The 25,205-nt window shown below is 52.3% G+C and carries 21 protein-coding genes; 15 read left to right on the plus strand and 6 right to left on the minus strand.

Going from position 1 to position 25,205, the window contains the following annotated elements:
- Positions 1-392: 392 nt before the first annotated feature.
- From SH527x_RS06400 to SH527x_RS06410, 3 genes are all read right to left on the minus strand, one after another.
- Positions 393-746 carry a RidA family protein gene (locus SH527x_RS06400; RefSeq protein ID WP_437193823.1) on the minus strand — a complete coding sequence of 118 codons (354 nt, stop codon included), beginning with the start codon at positions 744-746 and terminating at the stop codon, positions 393-395.
- Positions 747-992: 246 nt separating this feature from the next.
- Positions 993-2,300, minus strand: a complete 1,308-nt coding sequence (locus tag SH527x_RS06405) for a glucose-1-phosphate adenylyltransferase (RefSeq protein WP_437193824.1) — start codon at positions 2,298-2,300, stop codon at positions 993-995.
- 601 nt (positions 2,301-2,901) lie between these two features.
- On the minus strand, positions 2,902-3,789 hold the full coding sequence (locus SH527x_RS06410; RefSeq protein WP_437193825.1) for a TIM barrel protein: 888 nt from the start codon (positions 3,787-3,789) through the stop codon (positions 2,902-2,904).
- Positions 3,790-4,290: 501 nt separating this feature from the next.
- On the opposite strand from SH527x_RS06410, the gene ald reads away from it, so the two are divergent.
- Positions 4,291-5,397 (plus strand): alanine dehydrogenase, encoded by a 1,107-nt coding sequence (ald, locus tag SH527x_RS06415; RefSeq protein ID WP_437193826.1) that lies wholly within the window; start codon positions 4,291-4,293, stop codon positions 5,395-5,397.
- Entirely contained in the window at positions 5,378-7,960 is a 2,583-nt protein-coding gene (locus SH527x_RS06420) for a hypothetical protein (RefSeq protein WP_437193827.1), read from the plus strand. Before ald ends, SH527x_RS06420 begins: the two co-directional genes overlap by 20 nt.
- A gap of 9 nt (positions 7,961-7,969) precedes the next feature.
- Here the strand turns inward: SH527x_RS06420 and SH527x_RS06425 are convergent, their stop codons facing one another.
- Positions 7,970-9,094, minus strand: a complete 1,125-nt coding sequence (locus SH527x_RS06425; RefSeq protein WP_437193828.1) for a serine/threonine protein kinase — start codon at positions 9,092-9,094, stop codon at positions 7,970-7,972.
- 224 nt (positions 9,095-9,318) lie between these two features.
- The gene (locus SH527x_RS06430) at positions 9,319-9,948 is read right to left on the minus strand and encodes an RNA polymerase sigma factor (RefSeq protein WP_437193829.1); all 630 of its coding nucleotides are present in this window, start codon (positions 9,946-9,948) and stop codon (positions 9,319-9,321) included.
- Between the two features lie 699 nt (positions 9,949-10,647).
- Between SH527x_RS06430 and SH527x_RS06435 the strand changes: the two genes are divergently transcribed.
- A complete protein-coding gene (locus SH527x_RS06435; RefSeq protein WP_437193830.1) occupies positions 10,648-11,976 on the plus strand; it encodes a Gfo/Idh/MocA family oxidoreductase in 1,329 nt (442 codons plus the stop codon).
- Positions 11,977-12,641: 665 nt separating this feature from the next.
- Complete coding sequence (locus SH527x_RS06440) at positions 12,642-13,817, plus strand: hypothetical protein (protein WP_437193831.1); 1,176 nt, start codon at positions 12,642-12,644, stop codon at positions 13,815-13,817.
- Between the two features lie 366 nt (positions 13,818-14,183).
- Here the strand turns inward: SH527x_RS06440 and rpsT are convergent, their stop codons facing one another.
- A complete protein-coding gene (gene rpsT / locus SH527x_RS06445; RefSeq protein WP_437193832.1) occupies positions 14,184-14,453 on the minus strand; it encodes a 30S ribosomal protein S20 in 270 nt (89 codons plus the stop codon).
- A 954-nt stretch (positions 14,454-15,407) separates the two neighbouring features.
- On the opposite strand from rpsT, the gene SH527x_RS06450 reads away from it, so the two are divergent.
- From SH527x_RS06450 to nuoK, 11 genes are all read left to right on the plus strand, one after another.
- Positions 15,408-15,782, plus strand: a complete 375-nt coding sequence (locus tag SH527x_RS06450; RefSeq protein ID WP_437193833.1) for an NADH-quinone oxidoreductase subunit A — start codon at positions 15,408-15,410, stop codon at positions 15,780-15,782.
- 20 nt (positions 15,783-15,802) lie between these two features.
- The gene (locus SH527x_RS06455) at positions 15,803-16,429 is read left to right on the plus strand and encodes an NADH-quinone oxidoreductase subunit B (protein WP_437193834.1); all 627 of its coding nucleotides are present in this window, start codon (positions 15,803-15,805) and stop codon (positions 16,427-16,429) included.
- Positions 16,422-16,913, plus strand: a complete 492-nt coding sequence (locus SH527x_RS06460) for an NADH-quinone oxidoreductase subunit C (protein ID WP_437193835.1) — start codon at positions 16,422-16,424, stop codon at positions 16,911-16,913. Before SH527x_RS06455 ends, SH527x_RS06460 begins: the two co-directional genes overlap by 8 nt.
- 79 nt (positions 16,914-16,992) lie before the next feature.
- Positions 16,993-18,216: an NADH dehydrogenase (quinone) subunit D gene (nuoD, locus tag SH527x_RS06465; protein ID WP_437193836.1), complete on the plus strand. Its 1,224-nt coding sequence runs from the start codon at positions 16,993-16,995 to the stop codon at positions 18,214-18,216.
- Positions 18,217-18,239: 23 nt separating this feature from the next.
- Complete coding sequence (locus SH527x_RS06470; protein ID WP_437193837.1) at positions 18,240-18,716, plus strand: NADH-quinone oxidoreductase subunit NuoE family protein; 477 nt, start codon at positions 18,240-18,242, stop codon at positions 18,714-18,716.
- Between the two features lie 97 nt (positions 18,717-18,813).
- Positions 18,814-20,151: an NADH-quinone oxidoreductase subunit NuoF gene (gene nuoF / locus SH527x_RS06475; protein ID WP_437193838.1), complete on the plus strand. Its 1,338-nt coding sequence runs from the start codon at positions 18,814-18,816 to the stop codon at positions 20,149-20,151.
- 130 nt (positions 20,152-20,281) lie between these two features.
- Positions 20,282-21,964 (plus strand): molybdopterin-dependent oxidoreductase, encoded by a 1,683-nt coding sequence (locus SH527x_RS06480; protein WP_437193839.1) that lies wholly within the window; start codon positions 20,282-20,284, stop codon positions 21,962-21,964.
- Between the two features lie 51 nt (positions 21,965-22,015).
- Positions 22,016-23,197 (plus strand): NADH-quinone oxidoreductase subunit NuoH, encoded by a 1,182-nt coding sequence (gene nuoH / locus SH527x_RS06485; RefSeq protein WP_437193840.1) that lies wholly within the window; start codon positions 22,016-22,018, stop codon positions 23,195-23,197.
- A gap of 110 nt (positions 23,198-23,307) precedes the next feature.
- Entirely contained in the window at positions 23,308-23,967 is a 660-nt protein-coding gene (locus tag SH527x_RS06490) for a NuoI/complex I 23 kDa subunit family protein (protein ID WP_437193841.1), read from the plus strand.
- Positions 23,964-24,740 (plus strand): NADH-quinone oxidoreductase subunit J family protein, encoded by a 777-nt coding sequence (locus SH527x_RS06495; RefSeq protein ID WP_437193842.1) that lies wholly within the window; start codon positions 23,964-23,966, stop codon positions 24,738-24,740. Before SH527x_RS06490 ends, SH527x_RS06495 begins: the two co-directional genes overlap by 4 nt.
- Positions 24,741-25,202, plus strand: a complete 462-nt coding sequence (gene nuoK, locus SH527x_RS06500) for an NADH-quinone oxidoreductase subunit NuoK (protein WP_437193843.1) — start codon at positions 24,741-24,743, stop codon at positions 25,200-25,202.
- Positions 25,203-25,205 lie beyond the last annotated feature (3 nt).

Here is a 25,205-nt window from a genome sequence, read left to right on the forward strand (position 1 = left end):
TCGAATTTTCATCAGATTCAAAGGTTTGCACGCAAAGAAGGAATTTGTTCTTCCCCGTCATTTCATTAGTCGAAAGTCGGATGGACTATCGAATTGCCCTCTTTGAAAAATTCGGTCGAATCCCTCCAGTCCGGACAACTTAAGGGACGTTCATACCGATCAGGCAAAATAGAGTAAGTCACCCCAGGATCACGACGTCACATGCTGTTTTCAAAGCCAGCATGAAATCATTCACCACAGAAGAACGGGCCCTCAATTCGGTGGAATTGATTCCGTCTCTCATGCTGAAATGCTCTTTATCGCATCACGAGACGCTGTTTAAGAAGGCGGCATTTCATCAGGCGAAACAATCGATATGCGGTCTCGTTGTCGATTTGAGATCCACGGGAGTGTCATACAGGCACTGCAGCAGTAATGACTAACTCAACTCGATAACCGGGAGCCGCAAGCGCCGCTGAAACACACGCTCTGGATGGGGCATGCCCGAATGGGACCCATTGATCCCATTGACGATTGAACTCTGCCAGATCACTCAGGTCAGGGAGATAGATGACAACCTGAAGCAGGTGATTCCGGTTGGTTCCAATTTGAGACAACGTGGCGTCGAGTTGCGACAAGACCTGCTCGAACTGTTCCGCCGCAGGCAGTGTTGAATCTTCAGGGACTTCGACGAAGTAAGCGACTCCATTATGAATCACAACATCTGACCAGCGCTGGCTCACGCCAATTCGAGTGATCTGCTTCACGACACTTAGTCCCGTTCAAAGAATCACGAGGTTCACCTTCGCATTGCAGTCGTTCTTCTGTTCTACACCCGTCGGTCCGATTCAGGAGCCAAGACGCTGCAAGCAGAAGAGGGAGACGCAATGCACAGGGGAACTTGCTTAAAAATGAAAAGAGTGCCCAACCGGATCGCTGGTTGAGCACTCACGTACAGACTTGATTCGTTCCAGAGACAGTCTAAATCTTCCGTCTAAACAGACGACGCTCAACTAGAACTTGCATTGCTCGATCTGGTCCATGGTCCACCCGTCAGGCAACACTGTGTGCTTCGGGATGATGATCACGCCGTCACGAACAAAGAGTGGGCCACAACGACCATCTGGAGGATTGTCGCAAGGAGGGCGGACCGTGACGTTCTTTCCGATGCGGCAGTTCTTGTCGACGATTGCCCCTTCGATATGGGACCCTTCTCCAATTCCGAGAGGGGGATCATTCGGCGCATTTCGCACAGCCTGTGGGTCGGTTTCGTAATAGTCGGCCCCCATCAGCACGCAACGTTTCACAACGGCATTATCGCCGATCACGCTTCGTAAGCCGACGACGCAACCATCCAGCACGACCCCTTTGCCCAATGTGCAACCATCAGAAATCAGGGTTCCGTCGATCTTCGTTCCGTCCAACCGCGATGGCGGGAGATAGCGTGGACGTGTGAAGATCGGCGAGCCTGGAATGTTCATATCGAACGGCGGATTGGGGCTCGCCAATTCCAGATTACATTCATAGAACGCTTTGATCGTCCCAATGTCTTCCCAGTACCCGTCGAACAAGTGCGTCTGCACATGCTTCGCACGGATCGATGTCGGAAAGACCTCTTTCCCGAAGTCGTGGTAGGACGTTTTCTGCAACACGTCAACAAGGACATCACGGTTGAACAGGTAAATTCCCATGCTCGCGAGGTAGTTTCGCCCGTTACATGGAATTCCTTTCGACTCGATCCAGGCACCTTCGGTATAGAACTGTTGAAGTTCCTGTTTGGACTTTGGCTTCTCAATGAAGCCTTCCACTCGGCCAGAATTACTGAGTCGCATAATCCCGAAATCCGACGCCTTTTCGGCATCGATCGGCAATGCGGCAATGGTGACGTCTGCCTTGTTCTGAAGGTGCGTTTCCAGCATTTTTTGATAGTCCATGCGATACAGCTGATCGCCGGACAGAATCAAAACGTACTCAACGCCGGGTTGCTGTAAATAACGGAGCTGCTTTCGCACTGCGTCCGCTGTTCCCTGATACCAGTCAACCGACTCGTTTGTCTGTTCCGCTGCCAGAATTTCAACAAAGCCGCCGTTGAACTGGTCAAAGTTGTAGGTCTGTCGAATGTGGCGATGCAAACTGACTGAGTTGAACTGCGTCAGCAGGTAAATACGACGCATATCACTGTTAATACAGTTTGAAATCGGAATATCGATCAGCCGGTATTTCCCTGCCAGAGGGACAGCTGGCTTGGAGCGTTCTGCAGTGAGAGGCATCAGGCGTGTGCCTTTACCGCCTCCCAGAATGAAGCTGATGATATTGCTCATAGCGGACGTTCCCGACTCCTCACGGTATTTCAGATCGAATCTGTGATCTCAATCGCTGACCAGGAAGGACCACTGTCCTGTGAGCGTTTGGTTTGTTTTCGACGGGTGAACACTTCGTCAAAATCCAACAAGGCTTATTGTGCCGGGACGAATGATTCCCGCAAGTCCACTGTTCACGAGTTGCTTATTTCGAGAAGATTTGCAGAGCGCAATCTCATTAGAACGAATATCAAATTGCTGCGGCAATATCTGGCACGCGGAAAATGGAATTCATCTGGCCAAATAATGGCTGACCGCGTACGCGCCTGACGAATCCACCAGACAGCCTCCCGCCGGATGCAACCTGCCTGGCAGTCAAACGTCTGTTCTCGACGGATGTCAGTGGCATTCTCGCGAATCAGAAATCAGACCTGATCGTCCCGAATTTGCCGACAATTTCTCCGGGCGTTCTCCACAACAGAAATCCTTCCCGGATAATAAAAGAGCCCGTCAAAGTATCCGCTGGGACTTTGACGGGCTCCGACTTCGATGGATTTTTTACCGATTCTATCGATCCGAATATGCGATCGATTCCACCAACCGGATCAGCACCTGACGCACCTTACAGGTCGAGCAGTTTGTGCATCAGTTCTGCGGTGTCTTCCAGCGACTTGTCTGGCCCTTCTCGAGTTGCCCAACCGGTATAACCGATCTGCTTCAGCGAGGCACGGACAGCTGGCCAATCGACATCCCCTTCGCCGAGCCGACAGAAGCCGTTTTTAACGCCCCAATCTTTCACGTCGAGTTTAACGATTCGCTTGCCGAGAACGGCGATCCACTCTTCAGGTTTACCGAATTTGCGGACGTTTCCGATATCGAAGTAAGCGCCAACCCAAGGGCTGTTGATCTCATCGAGATAGTCCCGGAACTGTTCTGGAGTTTCGCAGAAGCCGTTCCAGACGTTCTCGATCAGAATCGGCACACCAATTCGAGATGCAAGTGGCAATGCCTTGCGAATCTCAACGATTGAACGCTTCCAGACGTCATCGTGTGTTTCTTCTGGACCTGTGACTTTACCAGGGACCAGCAGAACAGCAGAGCCGTTGATCGCACGACAATCTTCCATCGCCTTGAGCAGGCCCTGCAGGCCAGCTTTCCGAACTTCCGGGTTTGGATCAGAGAGCCGCTGGTTCCAGTGAACCTGGTCGACGATCCCGTGAACCGGATAGTTCACTTTGGCTCGGGCTGCATTCAACGCCTCGACGTTCAGTCCCGGGCTCTGGGTTTCGATCCCGTCGAACCCAATGCGTTTGTATTTTTCAAGGACTTCCACCATCTCGGCTTCGGTCTTACCGACGTAGCCTCCCTTATTGGAGATGTAGATTCGGCCCTTATTTTCCAGCTTGGCACCTTCTGCAGATGCGGAACGTGGGGCGATTGATCCCAACACCGCACTGGCAGCGAGACCAGCAGTACACTTCAGGAAAGTTCGACGCGAAGGTGTCGTCATTACAAGCTCCGGGGTGTCTAAAACTAACTTCGAACAGATGAACCAACGTCTCCACATTGGTCGCTGACGTCAAAGAACGAACAGAACCTGTGAAACCGCAAAGCGTTCAAGAACCTCCTGCGACTGCGTCACATCCTCTTCAAGGAATGCTTCACCCTCTGTCGACAAATGCAGGAGATTTCTGATGCATCAGCATACACAACTCATCCACAACGTGCCTGCAAGATGGGAGGGATAATTGAGGCCGACGTTCAGGTTTCTCGCCTTCTCCGATACCAGTCATTGACATTGCGCATACAATTGCCGTTGAAGCGCACTTCTATTGAAAGTGATCGCAAGAGAAATCGTCAAAGTTTCAGGTACGTTGCGGCGCATTCCTTCATCAATGAAACACTCTCGATTTCCAATGGGAACGAAAGCGACTGCCGCGCATGTCTGAACACAATTGTGGTTATGACAGTCACTCCGCCGCATAAGAAAACAATAATAGAGGACGTTCTCATGTTAATCGGTGTGCCGCGTGAAGTAAAAAAGGATGAGTACCGAGTTGCCATTCTGCCTGTCGGTGTCGACGAACTGGTTCACGCAGGGCATCGAGTGCTGATTCAATCGAATGCCGGAATCGGGAGCGGAATCACAGACGACGACTATGCCAGACAAGGGGCAACGATCGTCGCGACGGCCGAAGAAGTCTTTTCAGAGGCCGAGCTCATCCTCAAAGTGAAGGAGCCGCAGCCGAAGGAATGGAAGCTGCTTCGACCTGGACAAATGCTGTTCACCTATCTTCATTTCGCAGCAAGTCAGGAGTTGACGCTCGCAGTTGTCAAATCTGGAATCACCGCACTTGCGTACGAAACCATCCGAGGAGCAAACGGATCGCTTCCCTGTCTGACACCGATGAGTGAAGTCGCAGGAAGAATGAGCATTCAGGAAGGGGCGAAATATCTGGAGCGCCCGCAACAGGGCCGAGGTGTTCTCTTAAGTGGCGTGCCTGGAGTTCAACCTGCGCATATCGTGATTCTGGGAGGCGGTGTCGTTGGGAAGAATGCCGCAAAAATTGCAGCGGGATTTCAGACAGATGTCGTCATCATGGATGTGAATATTGAACGACTGCGTTATCTGGAAGACATCTTCCCTCCGAACGTGACAACGCTGTTCTCCGACAAACACAACATTCGCGAACAGCTTCAAAAGGCCGATCTTGTCATCGGATCCGTTCTGATCCCCGGTGCAAAGGCCCAACTTCTTGTGACTGCGGAAGACCTCAAAATCATGAAGCCCGGTGCTGTGATTGTCGATGTCTGCATTGATCAGGGCGGTTGTTTTGAAACGAGTCGCCCGACCACTCACTCAGAACCGACCTATGTCGTTGACGATATTGTCCACTATTGTGTTACAAATATGCCGGGCGCGGTGAGCCGAACCAGCACATACGCTCTTTGCAATGTCACCCTGCCTTATGTCCTGCAAATTGCGAATCGAGGTTTGGCCGGTGCCTGTGCTGTGGTCCCTGGTCTGGTCGATGCTGTCAACATTGCTGACGGACAGATCACAAACAAAGCGGTCGCCGAAACGTTTGGAATGCCTTATGTCGCGTGGAAGCCATAGCAGAGTGCTGGCCAGCAACCATCACCGTTCGCGCTTCCTGATTTCATTCAGGCGTAGTCGGTGCGTTGGCATTCTGCTGGCTGGTTACTTCTGTCTGTCAGGTCAAAGTGTCGTTCAGGCGGATTCGGAGATTGATCTGATTCGTCGGTATTACGAGGCACTCCGATCACGATCGATGTTTGTGCTCGCAGAAGAAGCTGCCTCGCGTGCAGTGACGCAATCGAACCTCTCAACAGAGTCGCGAGTTGAAATCACCTTTCAACAGGCAATGACGTTCTTCGAACATGGAGCTGTCGAATCGGGCACAAGTCGCACCGAATACTGGAACGCAGCGAGAGACATTGTCACCCGATGGCTCGCAGAGCATCCCCAATCGATTCGTCACGAAGAAATGGAAGCATGGCTGTCGACCCTGACGACATTGGAAGCTGAAGTTCTTGTAAGAGACGCATTGCTCACACCGGAGGATCTGGCCGGAAGAGAGGCAGCAAAGGCGAAACTGCGTCAGGCAGTCTCCGAACTCCATCCGAACGCAGCGAAATTTGGGAAAGACGCGCCATTTCCGAAAGCGGACACTCGACCTCAAAGCGTCCTGATTCGAGAACGCGAACGACTCAGGCAAGAGAACCGATACTTCCTTGCCCTGACAGAATCCTATCTCGCCGAGTTGGAACCCATCGGGCACAATCGGACGGGTTTGCTAATGTCAGCAAGCCAGCAAGCGGATTCCATCACTCGCGGGGGAAACGATGATGGTCTTGGCACCGAAGTTCTTTTACTGAAGGCCAGACTCGCGCGTCTTCAAGGAGACGAGAAACGCGCACTCGTGCATTTAACGTCGTCAACACTGGCAGAGAAGTCACGCGAGGAACTGGACTCACTTCTTGCAGAACGGATTCAACTGGAACTCTCCAGACAACAACTCGGCGACGCATTTGATCTATTGAAAGAACGACTGGAACGCCCTGAAACTCCCAGCGATGCGTTGCGAGCGACGATCATTCAAGCCCTGCTCGCGTATGACGCCACGATCCCACGAACCGAAGGTTCAGGGACAGAAAGCGATTACATTAAAGAAGCAAAGCGGCAGGTATCGCAAACTCGCGGACGATGGAGGCGCGAGGCAACGATTCGATTCGATCGGGCAAAGCAGGACCAATCATTCGGCCCAAAGCTCGCAAACACGGTTCGGCAGGCCACGGCCGCGTGGCAATCAGGTCAGATCAACGAAGCCGCTCAGTTGTTCACCGCCGCTTCGAATGAAGCTCGAGAAGCAAAGCAAGTCGACAATGCGTTCACCTTTGGCCTGACGGCGATTTCACTGCTGATTCAGGGAGAGCACTGGAATGAACTGATCTCCTTTTCTGAGCAGCTCGCTGCAATTGCACCGGACCACCCTAAAGCAATCGAAGTGGATTTGCTGAAGTGTTACGCGATCGGTCGAATCGACTCAAAAAGTCAGCGTTTTCAGGACGCTCTCAAGAAGCACATTCAGCAATATCCCAACTCATCCACCAGATGGGACGCGGTCAGAATGCTCGGTGTTCACGAAGAGTTGCTGAACCACCACGTTGCTGCTCTGGAGTTCTATCAACAAATCCCGGCCGACCATGCATCAAGAGAGGAAACAGACCTGCGGAGCCTGCAACTCGTTGAGACTCTTCAAGCTGGTCCGACAGCACTTGATCCCAGCCAGTCGAGCACCATTCAAACCGTCCTCAACAGCATCATCCACAGGCGTCAGGGAGCATCGGAAAGTTGGACGGCGACACAGGCGAAAATCATGTTTCAATGTGTGCGACTTCTGATGGGCTCTCCGTCGAATGAGACTCAGGTCCACAAGATTCTCGATCTCCTGCAACGCCGGATCATCGCCGTCTATCAGGAATCGCTGAAACGCGGAGAAGCGGTTCCCAAGGAATGGGCGGAACTTCGTGAGACAACTGCTCAACTGCGAATCATCTCCCTCGCAGGTCGAAATCAATTCGACGAAGCACGCACACATCTGGAATCACTGCAATCAACAGAACCTGAGTTTCTGCTGACCGTCCTGACCGGGTTGAATGAACTCGCAACACAACTTCCTCAGGAGAAGCGTTACGAACTCGGACATCTCCAGTTGCAAACCATCCGCGGGATTCAACGACGCCGCTCCGAACTCAACCCACAGCAGCAACTCCTTTTGGACGAAGCAAACGCGAAAGCCTGTATTGCGGTCGCAAACTGGAGCGGAGCAATTGCCGCCTACGAAGAACTTGTCAAAGCAGCACCAGACGACCCGAAGTACTTTAAACCGCTGATCGAAGTCTTGCAGAAGCAGGGACTGCCGGCTGACCTTCAGCGTGCTCTGCAACTTCTGAAACGACAGGAATCCCTGTCCGCCAAAGGTTCACCAGCATGGATTGAGTGTCGGGTTGATCAAGCCACATTGTTGAAACAATCAGGTGAAACGGATGCAGCCCGCAAGTTACTTGGAGTGACTCGAACTCTGTATCCAGTGATGGGATCGCCAGCACTTCGAGATCGCTCAAATGCACTGTGGAACTCTCTGAATCCGAAGTGAAAATCCTGTCTAGAATGTCAAATGCGGCTCTGAATTACTTGCATTCTGCTGAATCTGGACAGTCTCAGCGCCATCCGCCGGCGTCTCAGTCAGTTGGCTCTCAGAGATCTGTTGCATCACACTTGGATTCAGGCTGCGAAGGTGATTCTCTTTAACGGTCACTGGCTCTGCAAGTACGACTATCAATTGCAGAACGCAAATCATGATTCCCCAACGGCAGTTTCGAAACGCAAGCAGCGATGCACGATTGTCGACGGCATCATGAAACTCTTTCAAATCGCGGAACCTCTGCGAGGAATCTTCCGCGAGTGCGATTCTTAAAATTGCCGAGAGCGATTTCGCCCGACCACGTCGATTCCCATTCGTTGCGATTCCTCCATCACTTCCTCTCGAAATGCGAACAGGGTTCTGCGATGGAGGGGATCCTGTCATCAGAAAATGCAGAATCCCACCTAGACCATAGATATCAGTCGCCGCTGTCCATTGAGATGATTTCCCAGCGCATTGCTCCGGTGCCATGTACTCCAGTGTCCCGGCAGCAAAGACGAGTTCAGGACCTTGCTTCTCTGCCAGGAACCAACTCATTCCAAAATCAATGAGCTTGCATCGTCCATCCTGCGTGATCAAGACGTTTTCTGGCTTGAGATCGAGATGCAGGACCCCGGAACGATGAGCCGTTTCCAGCGCATCAGAGATCTGCAACATCACATCTCGCACCAGGTGTACATGCGGCCGCGACCTGGAAAATGCATCTTTCAATGTCTTGCCGGCAATGTATTCCATCACCAGAAAAGGTTGGTCATCTTCGATTCCAACGTCGTAAAGATGCACCAGCCCTGGATGTCGAATCTGCGAAAGGACTGCCGCTTCCTGAGCAATTCGCGAAACAGCAAACGTCTCTGGATCGACTCGTGAATGCGACACTTTGATCGCCACATCACGATTTAATTGAGGATCCCAGGCCCGATAGATTGTTGCCTGTCCTCCCCGACCGATTTCATTGATTACTTGAAATCGTCCGATTGTTTGCAGGCGTGGGCTGAGCGGAACGCATTTCTTACCGAATGGGCGAGTGGCATTTCGACAGAGTGCATCAAGTCGATTCAGATACCGCATCCGTAGCGGATTCGACATCGTACATCGATCTCGCAACCTGATTCCGGGACTGGATTTCAAACTAACCACTGACTTCTCAATCCTGCATAAATCGGCCAAAGCATGTTCGAATCAGGTCATAAAATGTGAGTTGCCTGCATGAGGCGAGACAATTTCACACCCCGCCCTCCTGAAGATTGCGTCATCGTCGAAACATCGCGAATTGCGAAAATGCACACCGACATGCGCGACTCCTGCTGAATTCAAAACGAGAGGCGGTCCATCCGGCTTCCTCTGTCTGCTGACTCAAATGCCGACACCTCTTCGCAAAGCACCTCACCATGAAACTCGCAAAATTCACGTAGCCTGGAGACGACTCGACTGGTGTTGATATAGACGGCATTCGTCGACACTCCCACAGCGCGAGCGGTCTCTTCTGCAGGTCGATTTTCGAGAGCATGCAACACAAAACATTTCCATGTGTTGCTGCGAAATTCACTCTCCAGACTCGCCATTGCCGTTTGCAACATGCCCAGTCGAAATTCACGCATCCAGTGATCATCTGATACCGGTGATGAAACCCCTTCCAGTTGATCGCCGATATTCAGGCAACCGGTCCTGCGACGATGAAAATCGATCGCTTTGTTGGTCGTCACATGACGAAGCCAATGACGAAAGAAGCCCCTTTTCCGCTGGTAGGAGAATGTCGGCAACACTCGCAGGAGTTGCACCAACACATCCTGAACGGCATCGTCGATATCCTGAGGACGGACCCCTGCCCCACGAACCGTCCTCAATATCAATGGTCGGTAGATTTTGAGGAACTCCTCCCATGCATGCTCTGCAGCCTCGCCTTTCAATTGAGTCAAAAGTGAACTTCGAGTTGCAGACACTTTGAGGCACTCCATCAATTAGAAAGAACAACTCAGGACTGGAGCATGCTCCAAGCCCACGTCCCTGACACAGTCGCACATCGAATGTGGTGCCAGTTTCGAAACAACAATCACTTGCAAGCAGACACGGCGAGCGGGGACTGCCAGCCGTTGAAAACAACGAGCCGCAATTTCTTCACACCAGTGCCTTCAGGGCATCAAACCACAATGTGATCTAAAACGAAGCACAAGCCAGCGAGAGGATGAAAGGGGGGTAGTTCAGAATGCAACACCTTTTCTTAAAACATTCGCACGCGCACATTGACAGGGGGCGCAAGTCGAAACATCTTGCGGAATAGGTACCACTGCAACAAAACTCACAGAGCGAACATCCCAAACAACCGAATCTCGCCTGATCACCGACTCTGCCTCAGCTGACCAGGCAAATCCGAAGTTGAGCGCCCACCCATTTGCCATCAAGCCGATATTTCGAACGATGCTGGTTGGGACCACTAGATAGCCTCTTCCCCGCCGAACTTAGGAGGGCTTTCATCTCGAACATGCAAGCCGAGGAATCACTTCCATATTCGAAATAAGTCAGAATTTGGACGGAGTAAAAAACCGTTTCAAGTTCCAGCGATTGGACCAAATAGTTATTCTTGATCCGTTGCCACACAGCAGCAGCGGCTACGTCAAACAAACAACGAGGGCTTACCAACTATGGCCGGTATTTCACGTCGATCGTTCCTGAAGGCCTCCGCAATCGCAGGCGCGACATTTCCTCTGATGTCTCAATCCATCACACTGGCAGCCAACAGCAAGTTGAACCTTGCTGCAGTCGGCGTCGGTGGAAAAGGCTGGTCAGACCTGATCTCGATCGCAGCGAGCCCATACGTCAACGTCGTTGCCTTGTGTGACATTGACGAGAGCAAAGAGCATTTAGGACGTGCCGCGGAGAAATACCCTCAAGCCAAAACATTCACCGACTGGCGTAAGCTTCTCGAAGAATCCAAGATCGATGCCGTTCAGGTCTCAACACCAGACCACATGCACGCCCCGATTTCGTTGGCGGCAATGGCTCTCGGCAAGCATGTCTATTGTCAGAAGCCGCTGACTCATACTGTTTTTGAAGCCCGGGCGATGAAAAACGCAGCCAGAAAATCTGGCGTCGTCACCCAAATGGGAAATCAGATTCAGTCACATAACGCCTACAGAACAGCCACTCAGCTGGTCCACGACGGAGTCATTGGAAAGGTCAAAGAAGTTCATTCATGGCAAGGCGGAACTCCGACCTGGCGAAAAACCACGACCCGCCCCGCCGGAACGGATCCAATTCCATCTGCAGTTCACTGGGATCTATGGCTCGGTGCCGCTCCGGAACGCCCATACAAATCCGAGATCTACCATCCATTTAACTGGCGAAACTTTCAGGACTTCGGGACAGGTCAGCTCGGAGACTTCGGCTGCCATATTCTCGACCCGGTCTTCACAAGCCTGAAGCTCACAGCGCCGCTCACCGTGGTTGCGCAAGCTCCAGAAATGAACAAAGACATTTGGGCGAACACGTCCAAAGTGGAATATGTCTTCCCGGCAACAGAGTATACCACTGGCCCGACAATCAACCTGACCTGGCACGATAAGGAAGGTTACACGCCTGAACCTTCAAAGCTGGGGCTGCCTGACAGCGTCAAACTTCCAACCGCAGGTTCTGCGTTGATTGGGGAAAAGGGAACATTGATTATCCCTCACGTTGCCCCACCACGTCTCTACCCAACCGAGAAATTTGCCGAGTTCAAATTCCCAATGCTGGATCCGCGCGACCACTACACATCATGGGTGGACGCCTGCCGTGGAGAAGACAAAGCAACATCCAACTTCGACTACTCAGGTCCACTGACCGAGGCAGTCCTCGTTGGAACCGTTGCTCTGCACACCCCCGGCGAGAAGCTGGAATGGAACACTTCAGAGCTGAAGTTCAACAACTCTGAAGCAGCGACCCAGCGTTTGTCCAAGCCATATCGCCGTGGTTGGGAGCTGACAAAAGTCTAGACCGGTTCGGCTTCACGTGTGATCACGTAGAACCAGTCACAAAAAGTAGAGGTCGAGCCGCTCAAGGAGTGGCTCGACCTCTTTACATTTCAGAAGGCAGAAACTCCGGCATTTCACCCGCTCTGAGATTCCGATGCAGTTCAGAATTCGAGAGAGACAATCACCTCCCTCCAACCAGACGCATCCCATCCCCCCCTAATACACCACTAATCCCTATTCCACCCCAAACTCCTGCCCCGCACATTACTCATTTGTTACAATCCCCCTGTAACGGTAATCAGGAGCGAATCGTGTCAATCGATTTCATTTTTCTCATCGCATAGACACATTACTCCGTAACCTACTGTTCCAACGCCACTTACAAATCATGAAACAAGTTGTCATTTTCCACGGATGCCAAAACTCTTGTAGAAAAACGTCGTTACTACGCATAAGATCGCCGAAATAAGCAAAAGAGATACTATCGACAACCATGTTCTCTCACGTACCTTATTGAATCCGAATGACGGTGATTGGCATGCAGACTGCAGTGTCCATCAGGTTGAACTCGCCTGGAGCAAGGCAAACTCATTGCCGACAGCGTTTCCAGGCAACGACACCAGTCAGATCCGCCACCATCGCCTGAGTCGATGTTGGAATAGAATCCACTTGGACGCTACCAAAAAATGAAATCAGCCCAGATCTACATCGCCCTGAGTGTTGTCGCCCTGCTGCTGTCTGTCGGGATCGTCGTTCAGAAGTCGATCCCGCAGGAAGAGTGGAATCAGTTTTACGCGACGGGCCGAATTCCTCCTTCGCTGATCCCGCCAGCGAAAGCCAAGAAGAGTCAAAAGTCAGGGGAGGCCCCTCTGGACGAAGGCGATGAAGGCTTAGTTGCGGAAACCGAACTGGCCCCAATCGACGAAACTGTGAAATCCTGGGACGAGCTTTTGATTCGGGCCGGGAACGTTCCTCGTCTTTCCGAGATTCCCTGGGAAACTCAGGAAATCGAATCCATTCTCAAGCGTACTCGCGGGATCGAATGTCGTCTGACTCCACCGGGGACAGATACTGCTCCCTACCCGGAACGCTTGGGGACCGAAGAACTTCCTGTCGTGAGTTTCCGCAAAACGGCTGTCGTGGTCGGCTTGAATGTTGACCCGTCCGCACAAAGACTCCTGCCGAAAGTCTCGCGTTCTGCCATTGAGGACTATCTCAATAAGCACATGCTCGCCATTCAGGCAACCATCTTCCAGAACAAAGAGGGCGAGACGACATTTGCAGGTCCAATTCAGGCAGCATTCGTCTCAAAGTCATCTCAATCGACCACCATTGCTCCGGAACCAATGATCAATGACGCAGTGCGAAATATTCGCCTTCTCGGAGCATTGAATAGTCCTGAGCAACAAGACCAACTGGCTGCGAGAACACTGGTCCTGGCTTTCAAGTATTCGCGTGATCTTGCCGACGGACTCGCGACATCCTCCATTCCAGTTGACGAGTACGAGCTCCTCTTCCTGCACCTGCCTACTGACGATTATGCAGGTAATGGTGAACCAACGATCGTGGCATTTGCCACGACTGATGGCCGCAAAAAATTCATGCAGATCGCAAATCCAATCGTGAAACGAACTCTCACTCCGACTGTGACCGCGTCTGTCCGCTTTGATGAATTCAAGTTGCTGGGAATTTACCCTGCGAGTCCCGTCGTCACAGCGGTTAGAACTCGCTCAACGGATGCAGTGGACACCGAACTCGTCATTCGCCGATTAAGAGGAGAAGACGGCCTGGCCCAGATTTCATTCAACAAACTGCTGGACGAAATGTACCATGCGTCTTTGATCTCAACGTCACAACGTTAATCACGAAGACAACAATCTCTGCAATCCCCACGATGATATGAGATGGGCTTTGCACAAAGAGGTTTCTCTAAAAGGCGGCTTCCAATGGAAGCCGCCTTTTTGTTGTTCCAGCGAGAGCAGCAGAACCAGTCCCCCGAGGTACAATTGACTGTCGCCAATAGAACACAGTCGCCGTTGTATGACGATGCTCACAACTTTGGTGCAGACACTCTTTACCTGCTGGTCGCCGAACTGAGCGCAACAAAAAAAGAACCACTGCCAAGAAAGCAGAGGTTCTTTTCGGATATATCAAATTATCGCGCAACAACTCACGAACAGCGAGTCAACGCATCTTGCAAATTCCTAAGACACGAGTGCCTCAGGAAATTACTTAGCAGCGGCTTTTGCGAGAAGCTTCGCCAAACGTGATTTGGTACGTGAAGCGACGTTCTTGTGAATCAGATTCTTTGATGCAGCCTGATCGAGCTTCTTTGAAGCCAGGCGGAGAGCAGCATCAGCGGCAGCTACGTCACCGGCTTCGGCGGCAGCTCGGGCCTTCTTCACTGCTGTGCGGAGCGATGAACGGCTAGCGCGATTGTGAAGGCGACGCTTATCACTCTGGCGAAGGGCTTTTTTGGCGCTGGGTGTATTCGGCATGGTCTTCTAGATGTTTTCAGTATTTCGGAGACAATCGAATCCGAAGCGACATCCATCGGGCTTCGAATTGAAGTGTGGCATCATAATCGCTTGAATTCTTCACTGCCAGCGACTGCCAAGTGATTTTCCAACCTAACCGGCAGAATTCTGCAATTTCACTAACACAGTGGACTGAAGGGATGTGCTCAATGGCGACCAGCACACTCCCACTTCTAGGAATCCCCTTCCATTCTCACTCAATCCTCGCACTAATCATCTATTTCTATTGGCGAAAGCGACATTCAACAATCGGCCGCTCACTCAGAATTTTCACAGAAAAATAGGATTTAGGTCGAAGGCGGGCCGCAAGCATTCTCACTTTTCGGAATCCGTATTAACAACCAACGCACAACGCACGAAATCCCACAGCGAACAAATGACTTAAACTATTCGAACAACGTAGCTTGCGAGACATTCACAGCAGCAAAGACCATCACGCGATCCCCTACACCACACTCCTTTCGCCGCTCCCGCAACTGGATCTCGGCCAGGGAACAAGCAGAAGTGATGCCTGACAATATCCAACCAAAATTCTCCGCTACAAAATGGGAATCAGCACACAGCGGCTCTCCAATGCAGTTCGCCCCACTCCCATCAATACTCCCTACTGTTTTGTGTAATAAGTCTCCCAAGATTTCAAACCGCAAACCTGTTTAATTGTTTTCTCAGTATAGGGATTGCTTGCTGGTCAGGAGCCCCCCCCCTAGAATCCGGTCACGCAGCAAATCAGTGACGGAGAGCACAAGCAAAGTATTCTCATTCATGCATTTAGTTGCCGAAGAGACTCGGAAAATGTTCCGGAAGCATCCGGTTTCATTTTCGAGACTTACTCCGCCACTGCGATTTTGCCTAAGCTTTCGTTCTGCCAATGACGGGCAGATTTCTTTCCTTTATCAAGACAAGGCCCTCCGACGGATGGATGGATTATCTCCGCTTCTGATCTATACGGCGATCCTTGTCGGGTTTGTAATCACCAACCTCGTCATTGCTCACTCGGTCGGGCCTCGCAAGAGGACTCCAGTCAAACAGATGCCGTACGAATCGGGGATGGACCCGGTGAGCGACGCGCGTCAGCCGTTTGACGTGAAGTTCTACCTCGTTGCGATTCTGTTCCTCGTCTTCGATATTGAATTGCTGTTCATGTACCCCTGGGCTGTCAGTGCCTTCTCAGAGGCAGGGATCCCAGTGGAACTGCGTGACACCGTTTATGCTGTCATGCTTGTATTTATGTTCACGCTGTCAGTTGCATACGTCTACGCGTGGCGCAAGGGGGTGTTCAAGTGGCGGTAGGGCTTCCTGAAAACGTATTCATGACGACTCTCGACGCTGCCGCAAACTGGGCACGTTCGAACAGTCTTTGGCCGATGCCATTCGCAACTGCATGCTGCGGCATCGAGCTGATGGCAACTGCCGCCAGTCGACACGACATGGCTCGTTTCGGTGCTGAAGTCATGCGATTCTCACCGCGACAGTGCGATTTGCTTGTCGTTGCCGGTCGAGTTGTGATGAAAATGCTCCCGGTTCTTCAGCGAATCTGGCTGCAGATGCCGGAACCAAAGTGGTGCATCTCCATGGGTGCTTGTGCTTGCACCGGAGGTGTCTTCGATACATACGCCGTAGTTCAGGGAGTTGACCGATTCATCCCTGTGGACGTTTATGTCCCCGGCTGTCCTCCGCGACCAGAACAGTTGCTTGCCGCTGTTATTGACCTTCAAGACAAGATCAAAAGCGGTGGAACACTGATGGGTCGCGAGTTCGCAGCGGAAACCACTCCGCGCGGCCCTGCTCCATTTGATGAGTCAGAACTTCGACGCCTGCGAGGATTGCCAATTCTCAATGATCGTGTCAGTTCCACTTCGAATCTGATTCTGCCAGGCGACGCAAGAATGGGACAGTTCTCGGATATCACCGGACGTCAGGGGGGAATCCGTGGTTGAGTTCGCTGAATTACAAAGTCGGTACGGCAATGAACTGACCGAAAGCACTTTTCGGGACAATCGCCGCATCGTCGTCCCTGCAGCAAAGATTTTTGACGTCCTTGCTGGATTGAAACAGGACTTCGGGTTCGATCAAGTGACAGATATCACTGCGATCGACTACCTCGAGTATCCGGACGCTGAACACCGCTTCGGCGTTGTTTATCTCCTGTTGAGTGTTTCGACCGGGGAAAGACTGATCGTCAAGACATTCGTCGACCTCCCGGATCCGCAGCTTCCTTCCGTGTATTCACTCTGGAAGGGAGTTGACTGGATGGAACGCGAAGTCTACGACATGTTCGGGATCGTCTTCACAGGCCACCCTGATCTACGACGAATTTTGATGCCGGATGAATTCACTTCATTCCCGCTTCGGAAGGATTACCCGCTGCAAGGTCGCGGAGAGCGTCACAACTTCCCGGTCATCACCCGCGCCGAGAGTTAACGCACCAGCGAACTGATAGAGTGTTCGACACGTATTGTCTTCATCACAGCACGAATCGTAATAAGAACGTCATTGCATCATGCCACTGAGTCTTGTTGATACCCAGCCGCACGCAAATTCAGAAGACAAGGAATATGCGTGGACGCTGAACTTCGGACCACAGCATCCGGCAACGCACACGACGTTGCGAATCGTGTTACAGCTGAACGGCGAGAAGGTTCTCGATGCGACACCGCACATCGGGTACCTGCACTCTGGCTTTGAAAAGCTCGGGGAACACCTCGACTTCAATCAGTACGTCACCATCGTCGACCGGATGAACTACGTTTCACCTGTTGCGAATGAAGTTGCATGGCATCACGCTGTTGAAAAACTCCTTGGAATCGAACTGACTCCCAGAGCGAAGTATCTGCGAACGATTCTCGCTGAGTTGATGCGAATCCAGGACCACCTGCTGAATATCGGGGCTGTCGGTCTCGATCTCGGAGCGTTCACCGCATTTCTCTATTTGTTCCAGCAGCGTGAAGTGATCTACGACATCGTGGAGTACGCTTCCGGCCAGCGATTCCACTGTAGCTACACGCGTGTTGGCGGTGTGCTGTTTGACGTCAACAATGACTGGGTCGAAAAGGTTCGGAAGTTCGTTCGCGAGTTCCCGAAGGTCCATGCTGAAGTTCACAAGCTGCTCACCCGAAACCGGATCTTTATTGATCGAACCAAAGGGATCGGGATTCTGACGTACGACGATTGCGTCAACATGAGCGTGACTGGCCCGCTTGCCAGAGCCAGTGGTGTCGTGCGAGACCTCCGAAAAGATGAACCATATCTGGCATATGGCGATCTCGACTTCAAAGTCGTCTGCTCCCGCGGCGGCGACTGCTATGCCCGGTATCTCGTCCGCATGGAAGAGATGCTGGAGAGTTTGAAGATTATTGAACAGGCATTGGAAAACATTCCTGCCGGTCCAGTAAATATTGACGTCGTCAGCGATATCGTGCTGCCGGCAAAACCTGCGGTCTACCGAAGTATCGAAGGGCTCATTCAGCACTTCGAAGTGATCATGCCGAATCGTGGATATCCGGTACCTCACGAAGAAGTGTATGCTGCGACAGAAGGTCCTGCCGGAGAATTGGGCTTTTACATCGTAGGCAATGGAAGCACCCGAGCGTATCGCGTAAAAACCCGTCCGCCTTCATTCGTACACTTCTCACTCTTCCCGCATATGATTCGCGGGCATCAGCTGAGTGACGTTGTGGCGGTGCTGGGAACACTCAACGTGATCGCAGCGGAACTGGATCGATAACACCAAGGTGTTGAAACGAAATCATGGGATTCCTGTCACCAGAGCTTCGCGCTCAAATTGAAGCCCACGTGCCGAACTACCCGGACAAGCGGGCAGTCACGCTTTGGGCACTGCATCACGTGCAGGATGCGTTGCGCTGCGTTCCACTCGAAGCAATTCGCGAGATTGCCGAGATTCTGGAACTGCATCCATCGCAAATCCACGACACGATGTCGTTCTACGGCATCTTTCGTGACGAGAATCACAAACTTGGGAAAGACCGATTGTGGGTCTGTCGCAGTGTTTCTTGCGGACTTCGCGGTGGCGAAGAGATGCTCGAAGACCTGTGCAAGCACTATAAGGTCAATCCTGGCGGCACAACCGAGGATGGCAAGGTCACAGTTGAGTTTGCCGAATGCCTTGGTGGGTGCGAACAGGCACCGTGCCTGCTGGTAAATGATGTACTTCACGGGAACATGGATACCGAATCCACCGTGAAGATGATGAATGAATTGAAGTAGCCGAAACGGTCAGTTGCCTCCATTACTGGAGAGCAACGAATCAAATGGCCATTCGGATTTACATATACTTCCTGCGGTGAAGAACACAGGATCGGTTGTGGCAGAGTACGAACCCGTTCTTTTGAAGCGAATCAACAACCCTGACTCAACGTCACTAGCCGGGTATCTGGCTGACGGCGGATATGAGGGGTTGAAGAAAGCGCTCGCGATGGCCCCCGCTGATGTGGCCAACTACGTGAAAGACTCGGGATTGCGCGGCCGTGGGGGTGCAGGCTTTCCGTGCGGTTTGAAGTGGACATTCCTCCCCAAAGATCACCCGGGCCCGATTTACCTGTGTGTGAACGCTGACGAGAGCGAACCGGGGACATTTAATAACCGCATCTTGATGGAGAAAGATCCCCATCAGTTGATCGAAGGGATCGCAATTGCCTGTCATGCGATCCGATCCCAGAATGCTTACGTCTACATTCGATACGAATATGGCGGCAGCTATCGGGCGATGAAGAAGGCCATCGAAGAGTGTTACGCTCAGGGGATTCTTGGCGGAAATGTACTCGGAACGGGCGCGAAGCTTGATATCGTTCTGCACCGCGGTGCCGGGGCATACATTTGTGGCGAAGAGACCGGACTGATCGAAAGTCTCGAAGGAAAGCGTGCCTGGCCACGAATCAAGCCGCCATTTCCAGCTATCGAAGGTCTGTTCCGCAAGCCAACGATCGTCAATAACGTCGAAACATTGTGCTGTGTCACACAGATCCTCAAGCTCGGGTCTGAATGGTTCAAGTCAATTGGTGTTCCTCCGGATCCAAACAATCCTCGTGACGCTGGAAGCTACGGTCCAAAGCTGTACGGGATCAGCGGTCACGTCAACACACCATGTTGCGTCGAATTGCCGATGGGCGTCACTGCTCGTGAGCTGATCGAGAAGTATGGCGGCGGAGTCTGGAAGGGTCGCAAAGTCAAAGCGGTCATTCCAGGCGGTGTCAGCATGGGCTTCCTGACTGCAGATGAACTCGACACACCACTCGATTTCAACGGCCCGGGGAAACGTGGTTGCCTCGGACTCGGAACCGCAGCGGTCGTCGTCATTGATGACCAAACACGTATAGTTGACGTCCTGTACAATTTGGCTCGCTTCTTCTCGCATGAATCGTGTGGACAGTGCACGCCATGCCGCGAAGGAACATCATGGATGACTCGAATCCTTGAACGTATGCGAACCGGCCGAGGGCGTAAGGAAGATTTGGATTTGTTGCTGGAAGTGGCAGGTTCGATCGGCATCATCCCGGGAACAACAATTTGCGGGTTGTCAGACGGGGCTGCATGGCCAATCAAAAATGCCGTGAACAAGTTCCGAGCCGAGTTCGAATCCTATATCGAAAGCGGCGAAAGCAGTGTGACCTCAGCTCAAGAGTTGATGCAGCTGTCACATTGATCTGAATGCAACTACGGTAAGCAGTCAGAACAGTTGAATTGCGGCATCCCGAGAAGCAGGATGTCGAGATGTGTGTCGAGATCGACAACCGGAACTGAAGTCTCAATTAAAACAGAGTGGTTAGCCCACGATGCCCACAGTAATCGTCAATAATCAGCCTGTCGAAATCGGTGCAGACGAACGCCTCAACTGTGTTGACGTGGCGAAGCGTGCTGGCATCGAGATTCCGGCATATTGCTACCATCCGTCGCTGTCGATCGCAGCCAGCTGCCGGATGTGTCTGGTTGAGTACGGCGACAAGAAGCCGGACGGCACAATTGCCTGGGTGCCCAAGCTGTTACCTGGTTGTCAGACTCCAGTTAAAGATGGTTCCGTCATTGTCGCTGACAGCCCCAAGGTTGAAGCAGCACGCAAAGGAACTCTTGAATATCTGCTGCTGAATCACCCATTGGATTGCCCGACTTGTGATCAGGCCGGGGAGTGCTACCTGCAAGACTACAGCTACCGCTACGGTCGCGGTTACAGCCGTCTGCAGGAACCTAAGAACATTAAGCCGGACAAAGATTACATCGGTGATCAGATCACACTGTTCACAGATCGCTGCATTATGTGCAGTCGCTGTGTCCGCTTCACCCGTGAGATTTCCGGGACGTCAGAACTTCAGCTGATTAACCGTGGCACACACGCAGAAGTCGACATTTTCCCAGGAGAACCTTGCAACAACAAGCTCGCAGGAAACGTCGTTGACCTCTGCCCGGTCGGAGCTCTCTGCAGCAAAGACTTCCTTTATAAGCAACGCGTCTGGTGGTTGAAAACGACTGACAGCGTCTGCACAGGTTGCAGCAGCAACTGCAGTATTCATGTCGATCAGAATGACGAGCAGGTCTTCCGTCTCCGCCCTCGCACCAACCTTGAAAACCAAGGCTATTTCATGTGCGACGACGGACGCTTCGGTTGGAAATACATTACCGCTGAAGACCGTTTGACGGTTCCCGCCCGTAAAGAGAACGGAAATCTGGTTGCAAGCGACTGGGAAACTGTCCTCTCCGACCTGCGACAGATCTTCGTGGAAAAAGGGGCTCAATCCCCTGGTCGCATGGCAGCCGTCCTCTCTCCATTTATGACAGTGGAAGAGGCCTATTTGCTCGCAAAGTTCATCAAAACAGCCGATCCGCAGGCATCACTGTTCCTTGGTCCCGTCTTGATTCAGGGTGAAGACGATGTCTACCCCAAAGACCTGCACGGGCAGCCCAAAGAACAAACCAAGTTCACGATCAAAGCAGAGAAGGCACCGAACCGTGCCGGCGTCGAACTGGTCCTGAAGCACTTCATCGGGCGAGTCGAAACTTTCGACGCAGCGTTGAAGAAGTTCGCCAGTGGAACATTCGACACGGTCTACATCGTCGGTGGCGATCCAAACGGATGGATCAACGACGAAGAAGCTCGCAGCCTTGCCAATGTGAACACTGTCGTCGTTCAGGATATCCTCCCATCTCCTGCGATCGACTATGCGACTTATCTGGTTCCCGGCGGTTCATTCGCTGAACGAGAAGGAACCATGGTCAACTACAAGATGCTCGCACAGGAAATTCGCCGAGCAGTTCGCAGCCCGGACGATGCACGACCAGATGGGCGAGTTCTCTGGGAACTCTCAGAACGCCCTGGACTTTATCGTGCCTCTGCTCTGCGAGAAGAGATCAAGAAAGCGATTCCAGCGTTCGCCGCGCTGAAAGAATCGTATAGCACCGAAAAAGACAATCGGCCGTTGACACCCGAGAGTGCGCTCCATAACGCCTTGCCGGTTTTGTCTTAACCCTTAATCTATCATTGACTGTCGGTTTTCACCGTACGGACAAGACGTCGTATGCCAGAAATCCTTGTAACATTGATCACCATCAGCGTCGTCATCGGCGTGATCCTTGGTGCGTGTTCCTATCTCATCTGGGTGGAGCGAAAGCTTTCCGCCGTGATGCAGGACCGCATCGGACCAAACCGGGTCGGCTTCTGGGGATTGCTGCAGCCCATCGCTGACGGCTTGAAGTTCCTCTTTAAAGAGGAAATGGTCCCGTCGCATGTCGACAAGGTCTTGTTTGTCATGGCCCCGGCGATTGCATTGTTCACGGCGATGCTGGCCTTGGCCGTTGTCCCGTTCGGCCCTGTTGATCAGGCCCCGGAATTCATGCGATTCATCATCGCTCCCGGAATCGATATTGGTCTGGTTTACATCCTCGCCATTGGCAGTTTGAATGTTTACGCCGTCGTTTTGGGCGGTTGGGCATCAAACAATAAGTACAGTGCTCTTGGGGCTCTGCGTGCCAGTGCTCAGGTTGTCAGTTACGAAATCCCGTTGGGGATGTCCATTATCGGCATCGCACTGCTGGGAGGGACTCTCAATCTGGAACAGATTCAGACTGATCAGGCAGCCGCTGGAATTTTCGGCTGGTACTGCTGGTATCAACCGTTGGCCTTGCTGATCTTCTTCACCGCCTCGCTGGCCGAATCCAACCGCTTGCCATTCGACCTGGCAGAGTGTGAACAGGAACTGATCGGTGGCTTTCACACCGAGTACGGGGCGTTGAAGTTTGGTCTGTTCTTCCTTGGTGAATACACCCACATCATTTTGATCAGCTTCCTGACTTCAATTCTGTTCTTTGGGGGATGGCATTTCCCAATCATCGCAGAAGCTGGAAGCGTCTACCCATTCGCATGGCTGGTGAAACTACTGGTCCTCATGGCAAAAGTCGGTGCCGTGATCGTGCTGATCGTCCTGATTCGTTGGACAATCCCTCGCTTCCGATTTGATCAGCTGATGGGTCTGTCATGGAAAGTGTTCATCCCACTTGCCATGTTCAACATCCTTGCAGTGATGACCGTATTGCAATTCAATTGGGACAAGCGGTTGTTGTTCCCGATTTCACTTATGTTGTTTGGAATTGCAGGGGCAATCAGCGTTGCAGCCAAGCAGCGAGAAATTAAAGGACGTCCACTCGCTCCACAGAAAAACCTGGCGAGTGGTGGGACAGGAAGTGTCGCAGCTGAACACTAAGAGGGGGTCCTCTTTACTGTTTGGCAATGAGACAAAGTCGAACGAACTGCAACGTTCCTTTTGTCTGCAGTGGACGTTCACTCACCAAAAAGCAAACTGGATTTGTCACGATGGCAATTAAGCCAGAAGAAATTGAATGGATGGAGGAGCCGGAAATCGGCTTCTGGGAAGCGACATTTATTCCCGCCATCCTGACAGGGCTGAAAACCACGCTTGCGCACGTCACAAGCCCAAAGCCGGTCACTCAATTCTATCCGGAAGTTGAGCCGGATCTGCCTTTGCACTACCGTGGCATTCATCGCTTAAACCGCGACGAACAGGATCGCGTTAAATGCGTTGCCTGCATGCTCTGTGCAACAGCCTGCCCGGCGAACTGCATCACGATTGAAGCCGCTCAAGCTCCACCTGAATGGCCAGACCGGGACAAGTTTCCAGCCAAGTTTGAGCTCGACGAACTTCGCTGCATCTATTGCGGCATGTGTGAAGAAGCCTGCCCTGTCGATGCAATTGAGCTGACGCACATTTATGACATGACCGGTCGTACCCGTGAAGAGATGTTGTACAACAAAGACAAGCTCCTGAATGTCTTTGATACAACAAAAGCAAATCCACTCGATCCAATTCGTACCCGACGTGGGAAGCTGGGCCCTGCTGCTCAGTTTGAGCAACTTCCAACAGTTGGACCAGCAACGCAGGTTCAGCAATCCGACCGTGCTGCACAAGCAGCCGCTCCCGGCGTCATTGCTCCTGAAAACAAGGGGCAAAAATGAACTGGCAAGATTGTCGCTGGATGACATTGATCATACTCGCGCTCGTTGCGATCGGAATCTGGTTACAGGTTCCCCGAAGTCGCAACTGGCCACGTTGGATTGGAATGACAGCAGTCATTCTAGGTGGAATCGGACAGTTCTTCTGTCTCCGGATTCCTGAATCACCACTGGTCGACGAGCTGCTTTTTTGGCTGTTCGGCGGCGGAGCCCTGTTCTTCGCCATCTTGATGGTGACTGGCCGCAAACCTGTGTATAGCGCTCTGTGGTTCGCCATGGCCACGCTTTCCACTTGCTGTCTGTTCTTACAACAGAGCGCGCCGTTTCTCGCAGCGGCCACAATTATCGTTTACGCAGGTGCGATTGTCGTGACCTTCGTCTTCGTCATCATGCTTGCACAGCAAGCGGGTGCAACAGCTTACGATCAACGCGCCCGTCAACCAGGTCTGGCTGTCGTCGCTGCTTTCGTCTTACTGGGGGCGATCCTCACAGTATTGAATCAGTCCAGCAGCAAGTTGATTGCAGTGAATCCGCCAGCAAAAGCGGAAACCGCTGCCGATCAGACAGAAGCACCAGCAGAGTCAGAGACGCCTGCTGTTGAAATCGCGAATTCACTGAGTCATCCTCGTCCCGGCGAATCGCTCGGCACATTGCATGGCACAGGACGATCCTTGTTCGGCGATTACCTGTACGCAGTCGAATTGGCCGGAACGCTATTGCTGATCGCCAGTGTTGGTGCAATCGTGATTGCCCCACGTAGAGGACAGGGGACATAAATGACCGGTGACATTGAACGCTACCTGGCAGTGGCAGCTGGACTTTTCGCCATTGGGGCGATTGGTTTTTTGACCCGACGCAACCTGATTTTGCTGTTCCTGTCTGTCGAATTGATGATGCACGGTGTCGGTCTGACATTCGTCACTTTCAGTCGCATGCACTTCACACTCGAAGGCCATGCAATGACAGTGCTCTCATTGACCGTCGCGGCATGCGAAGCCGGACTGGCACTCGCGCTGATATTAGCTCTCTTCCACATCTCTCGTTCATTGGACATCGAGTTGTGGTCAGACTTGAGAGAACCTGACTTGTCGATTCCGATTTCACCGTCGGATCTTGACCCGGTCACTCCACCGGCAGAACAGGAGTTCCCGAAGCTGACACCTGCAGGACGCGCACCAGTGTTCCCGCGGAAGCCAGTCGTGATCAAAACGTCTGGTTCAACGTCACGAAAAGTGTAAGTG

This window comes from Planctomicrobium limosum (assembly GCF_051465645.1).
Classification (GTDB): Bacteria; Planctomycetota; Planctomycetia; order Planctomycetales; family Planctomycetaceae; genus Planctomicrobium.

What these genes read in the sequence shown, in the direction of transcription:
- rpsT (WP_437193832.1), bottom strand. Translation starts at nt 14,453, where the DNA reads ATGCCGAATACACCCAGCGCCAAAAAAGCCCTTCGCCAGAGTGATAAG.
- ald (WP_437193826.1), top strand. Translation starts at nt 4,291, where the DNA reads ATGTTAATCGGTGTGCCGCGTGAAGTAAAAAAGGATGAGTACCGAGTT.
- SH527x_RS06470 (WP_437193837.1), top strand. Translation starts at nt 18,240, where the DNA reads ATGGGATTCCTGTCACCAGAGCTTCGCGCTCAAATTGAAGCCCACGTG.
- SH527x_RS06455 (WP_437193834.1), top strand. Translation starts at nt 15,803, where the DNA reads ATGACGACTCTCGACGCTGCCGCAAACTGGGCACGTTCGAACAGTCTT.
- SH527x_RS06425 (WP_437193828.1), bottom strand. Translation starts at nt 9,094, where the DNA reads ATGTCGAATCCGCTACGGATGCGGTATCTGAATCGACTTGATGCACTC.
- SH527x_RS06450 (WP_437193833.1), top strand. Translation starts at nt 15,408, where the DNA reads ATGGATGGATTATCTCCGCTTCTGATCTATACGGCGATCCTTGTCGGG.
- SH527x_RS06420 (WP_437193827.1), top strand. Translation starts at nt 5,378, where the DNA reads ATGTCGCGTGGAAGCCATAGCAGAGTGCTGGCCAGCAACCATCACCGT.
- SH527x_RS06480 (WP_437193839.1), top strand. Translation starts at nt 20,282, where the DNA reads ATGCCCACAGTAATCGTCAATAATCAGCCTGTCGAAATCGGTGCAGAC.
- nuoK (WP_437193843.1), top strand. Translation starts at nt 24,741, where the DNA reads ATGACCGGTGACATTGAACGCTACCTGGCAGTGGCAGCTGGACTTTTC.
- SH527x_RS06405 (WP_437193824.1), bottom strand. Translation starts at nt 2,300, where the DNA reads ATGAGCAATATCATCAGCTTCATTCTGGGAGGCGGTAAAGGCACACGC.
- SH527x_RS06495 (WP_437193842.1), top strand. Translation starts at nt 23,964, where the DNA reads ATGAACTGGCAAGATTGTCGCTGGATGACATTGATCATACTCGCGCTC.
- SH527x_RS06435 (WP_437193830.1), top strand. Translation starts at nt 10,648, where the DNA reads ATGGCCGGTATTTCACGTCGATCGTTCCTGAAGGCCTCCGCAATCGCA.
- SH527x_RS06410 (WP_437193825.1), bottom strand. Translation starts at nt 3,789, where the DNA reads ATGACGACACCTTCGCGTCGAACTTTCCTGAAGTGTACTGCTGGTCTC.
- nuoD (WP_437193836.1), top strand. Translation starts at nt 16,993, where the DNA reads ATGCCACTGAGTCTTGTTGATACCCAGCCGCACGCAAATTCAGAAGAC.
- nuoH (WP_437193840.1), top strand. Translation starts at nt 22,016, where the DNA reads ATGCCAGAAATCCTTGTAACATTGATCACCATCAGCGTCGTCATCGGC.
- SH527x_RS06490 (WP_437193841.1), top strand. Translation starts at nt 23,308, where the DNA reads ATGGCAATTAAGCCAGAAGAAATTGAATGGATGGAGGAGCCGGAAATC.
- SH527x_RS06440 (WP_437193831.1), top strand. Translation starts at nt 12,642, where the DNA reads ATGAAATCAGCCCAGATCTACATCGCCCTGAGTGTTGTCGCCCTGCTG.